At 68.3% G+C, this 3,702-nt stretch carries 4 protein-coding genes; all 4 read right to left on the bottom strand.

Going from position 1 to position 3,702, the window contains the following annotated elements; translation table 11 throughout:
* Positions 1 to 206 precede the first annotated feature (206 nt).
* On the bottom strand, positions 207 to 1,787 hold the full coding sequence (locus AB0I68_RS30555) for a DDE-type integrase/transposase/recombinase (protein WP_363180591.1): 1,581 nt from the start codon (positions 1,785 to 1,787) through the stop codon (positions 207 to 209).
* Between the two features lie 404 nt (positions 1,788 to 2,191).
* Positions 2,192 to 2,479: a hypothetical protein gene (locus AB0I68_RS30550; RefSeq protein ID WP_363180590.1), complete on the bottom strand. Its 288-nt coding sequence runs from the start codon at positions 2,477 to 2,479 to the stop codon at positions 2,192 to 2,194.
* A 39-nt stretch (positions 2,480 to 2,518) separates the two neighbouring features.
* Positions 2,519 to 2,677: a hypothetical protein gene (locus AB0I68_RS30545; RefSeq protein ID WP_363180589.1), complete on the bottom strand. Its 159-nt coding sequence runs from the start codon at positions 2,675 to 2,677 to the stop codon at positions 2,519 to 2,521.
* 224 nt (positions 2,678 to 2,901) lie between these two features.
* Positions 2,902 to 3,702, bottom strand: an 801-nt coding sequence (locus tag AB0I68_RS30540) for an Ig-like domain-containing protein (RefSeq protein ID WP_363180587.1), incomplete at its 5' end; no start/stop codon positions are given.

Genomic DNA, 3,702 nt, shown 5'->3' with positions numbered 1-3,702 from the left:
CGCCAACCAGGCAGCGACCGAACCAGTGAACCTGAAACCACGTCAACCCGCCCCGACCAGCTAGTCAACACCTCCCGCGCAACGGGGGAACCTCATCGTGCCCATCACGTTCGCATCAGGCAGCGACAGATAGTGGTCCTTACGGGGCGGCGGCAGAGGGCCACGGGGCGGGCGGGCCGGAGAGGTACGGGCAGCGGGTATGGCGTTCATCGCGCGGCAAGGAGGCTTTCGTCGTCGTCTTCAATACAAGGAACAGCGGCATCGACCGGCTTCAGCGCGGTCCAGGACACCGGCATCCGGTCGGACAGCGGCAGATATCCGGGGAGCGCCGCCTCGGCGAGATCCGCGGCGCCATGCGCCCGCACCGCGGCGGCTGCCTCCAGCTCGGTGACCGTGCCCAGCACCTCGGGCGTACCGCGGGTGAGAGCCGCGAACCGGATGGCGCGGTCCTTCTCGGCCGCGACCAGCAACCGCTTGAGCCGATCAGCCTCCCGCGCCCGGGCCCGCCTCATCTCCCGGATCTGCTCCGCACTCGCACGGTTCGACAGGTACGCCGGCCCCAAATGCTGGCCGGTAGCCGCGTCGTAGACCTCAATCTCGTGCTCGTGATGCGGCATGTAGCGCAGCCGTACCTTCCGCCCGGCCTGCCCGGTCATCCACGCAGCGACGTAGTTCCGGGTTTTCCACCGCACCCCCTTGCCCGCAAGTACGCGGACCCGGCCGTCGTCCTCGAGGGTGAACATGTGCAGCGCGCCAGGCTCGGCGTCCTCGACCGGGGTCAGGTCCTCCTCCCATACGGCCGCCGGGGTACGCCCGGCAAGGGAACGCGGTTGGTGCTCGGTGTTCCACCAGTCCACCCACTGCCCCAGCAGTTCGATGAACGCCTGAAGCGGCAGCAGCTGCTGCTCGCCTGCCGGTTTCCTGCCGCCCTTCAGACGCGGGCCGGCCGTGTAACCGGGAAGAGAAGCGAAGAACATCTGCTTGGCGGCCCTGTTCAACGCCTCCACGGTGCCCTTCAGGTGCGGACTGTAAGCGGGAAGATCGACCACCGGGACCGCGAACGCACCCAACGCCTCCCCCACCGCCCGCGAGAGGAAGTCCTTGCCCCGGTCCACACGTACCGCTCCAGGCAGGCCACCGAACGGGCCGTGTTCCCCCTCACGGGATATCGCGTCCCGCAAAGCGACCAGGACCGACTCCCTGGAAGGAACCTGCGCGGTCACCGCGTACCCGCAGATCACCCGCGTCGAACAGTCGATGAACCAGGTCACCCACGGCCGGCCCACCCGACCCTCGATATCGACGTCCACTTTCACCTGGACGTGATCGGTCTCCCACACCTCATTGCGATGCCCCACCGGGCGCTGGAAGAACACGTCATGAGCCCGGCGTGCCTGCTCCCCACCCCGCAACCCGGCCCACTGCCCTGGCGAAACATCCCTGGCCACAGCCCGGTACAACGTCGCGAGCGACGGCGCCTGAGCGCCTCCCCCCGCCTGCACAGTGACCAGCTCCCGGTGGAGCGCGGCCGCGTTCCCACGGTGGAACGCCAACAGCTTCAAAACCCCCGGCGTGACAACGAACCGCTCCCGCTCAGCCGGACCGAAACGACCCTCAGCACGCGCCGCGGCAAGCCACCGGCGCACCGTCCGCTCCGACACCCCCAACGTCCCAGCGACCATCCGCACATGCGCCGGCGTCAACTCCCCCCGGCCCTCCAACACCAGCAACCTACGCACCGCCACCGCACGCAACACACCCGCATCCGCCACGACCCCGCCCGACATCCCAGCACTCCCCCGACACCCCGCAGGGGCCACACCACCCCACAAACGATCAAGAAAGAGCCTACCCCGCTTGGAACCCCCACCCCACTGACCAGCCAATCCTCACCTGATGACCAGCCGATCCCCAGCCCATATCCAACAGCAACACCCACCCGCAGCACACAACACCCCGTGAAGCCAATCAAGTTGAACAACCACGCAACGCTAAAGACTGGACACCCAAACGAGAATCACCCCGGACAAACAAGCGAGAACTCCCAACGGCCCAGGCATCGGTGCCGTTGAACGGGCGAGGCCGGCGGTCGCCCGGATACGTCGCAGCAGGGAGCCCGGTACTCCGGTCCCGGAGGGAACACGGGCAGCAGCATTCGCGGCGCTCCCTCCCGCCTCTGACCATTTCTGACTCAATCGAGCCACCGGGAAGCCAACCCGGCGAGGTAGGAGAGGGACAACGCTATCGCGCTGATCTGGAATCCGGTTGTCCCTCCGGCCCAGTGGGCAAGCCAGGCAGTGGCGGAAGCCACCCACATGCTCGAACACCAGCTACAGCCAACCAAGCTGGCGAGTTTGGAATCGTCGCCGAAGCGGCCGGCCACCCAGGAGCGGAACCCCGCCGCGAGCGTGTCCTTGGTGAGGAATCTGGTGATACGGCACGTCGCGCCGAGGGAAAGGAGAAACTCCACAAGGCTCATGAGATCCACTCCGTCACCGTGAATGCACCCGGATGGTCGTTACTGATTGATGACGAGGATGGTTCCAAGGCCGCCCGCGCGCTGGTTGGCCGCGTCGGCTTCTTGCCAGGTGTAGTACTGGCGCCGGGTGCCATCGGGAAGGTTCAGCTGGTAGATGACGACGGTCGGGCGGGCACCGCCGCCGCAATTGCAGGCCATGTTCCGCTCCTTCTGTAACTTCCTGCGGTGAGGGGCGGCGGGCCGGTCGGCATGCCGCCGTACCGCCCCGCCTATCCTTGTGCTCCAGCAGTCGTCCCCCGTACTTGCACTACGGGGGACGGCTGTTCTTCCGGGTTGCTCGTCAACTCACCTGTCGGAAAGCCCGGTTCGGGTGAGCTGCCGTACGTCTGCTGCCGCCGCGGTGCGCGAGCCGCAGCCGAGCCTCAGGTGAGGCAGATGGAGAGGGTGTTGGACGAGGAGACGCCCCCGCTGGTCGCGGTGTAGCTGGCGAACAGCACCTGTGTGATGGTGAGGGTGGCCGTGCAGCTGGCGTTGCCGCTCGCGTCGGCGACGGCGGTGCACACCACAGGGCCGGCGGGGCCGTCCAGGTGGAAGGTGACCGTCGCGCCGGGAGTCGCGCCACTCGCGCTGAAGGTGGCGGTGGCGAAGGCCCAGGGCAGCGGGGGGATGTTGAGCCGGTAGCAGGCGGGGTGTGCCGTGAGCTGCCCTGTCGCCACGCCCACGGTCACGGTCCCGGTTCCGGAAGTGCCGGCGCAGGAGCAGGTGCCGGTGGCGGTGAGCACGGTGGCCGTGACGACGGTGCTGCCGGCCGGCAGCGTGCTGGTGGTGACGGTGGCCTGGCCCGCTGCGGTGGTGACGCCGATGCCGAGTGGGCCGCTGGTGGTGCTGAACAGGACGGTCGCACCCGGGACCGGGACGCCGCCGCAGGTGACGGTGGCGGTGAGGGTCACCGGCTGGCCTGCGACCGGGTTGACCGGCGTGGACGACAGGGTGACCACACAGTTCTGTGCAGCGGTAACGGTCACGGTCGCCGTGGCGGCGACACCGATGCAGGTACACGTGGTGGTGGCGGCGATCACGGTGGCCGTGACGACGTTGCTGCCGGACGGCAGCAGACTGGTGGTGACAGTGGCCTGGCCCGCTGCGGAGGTGACGCCGACTCCCAGCGAACCGCTGGTGGTGCTGAACAGGACGGTCGCACCCGGGACCGGGACGCCGCCGCA

Origin of the sequence: Streptomyces sp. NPDC050448, from assembly GCF_040655295.1 — a bacterium.
Lineage (GTDB): Bacteria > Actinomycetota > Actinomycetes > Streptomycetales > Streptomycetaceae > Streptomyces.
Note: the sequence above shows the minus strand (reverse complement) of the source record. Positions and strands in the feature narration are given on the sequence as shown.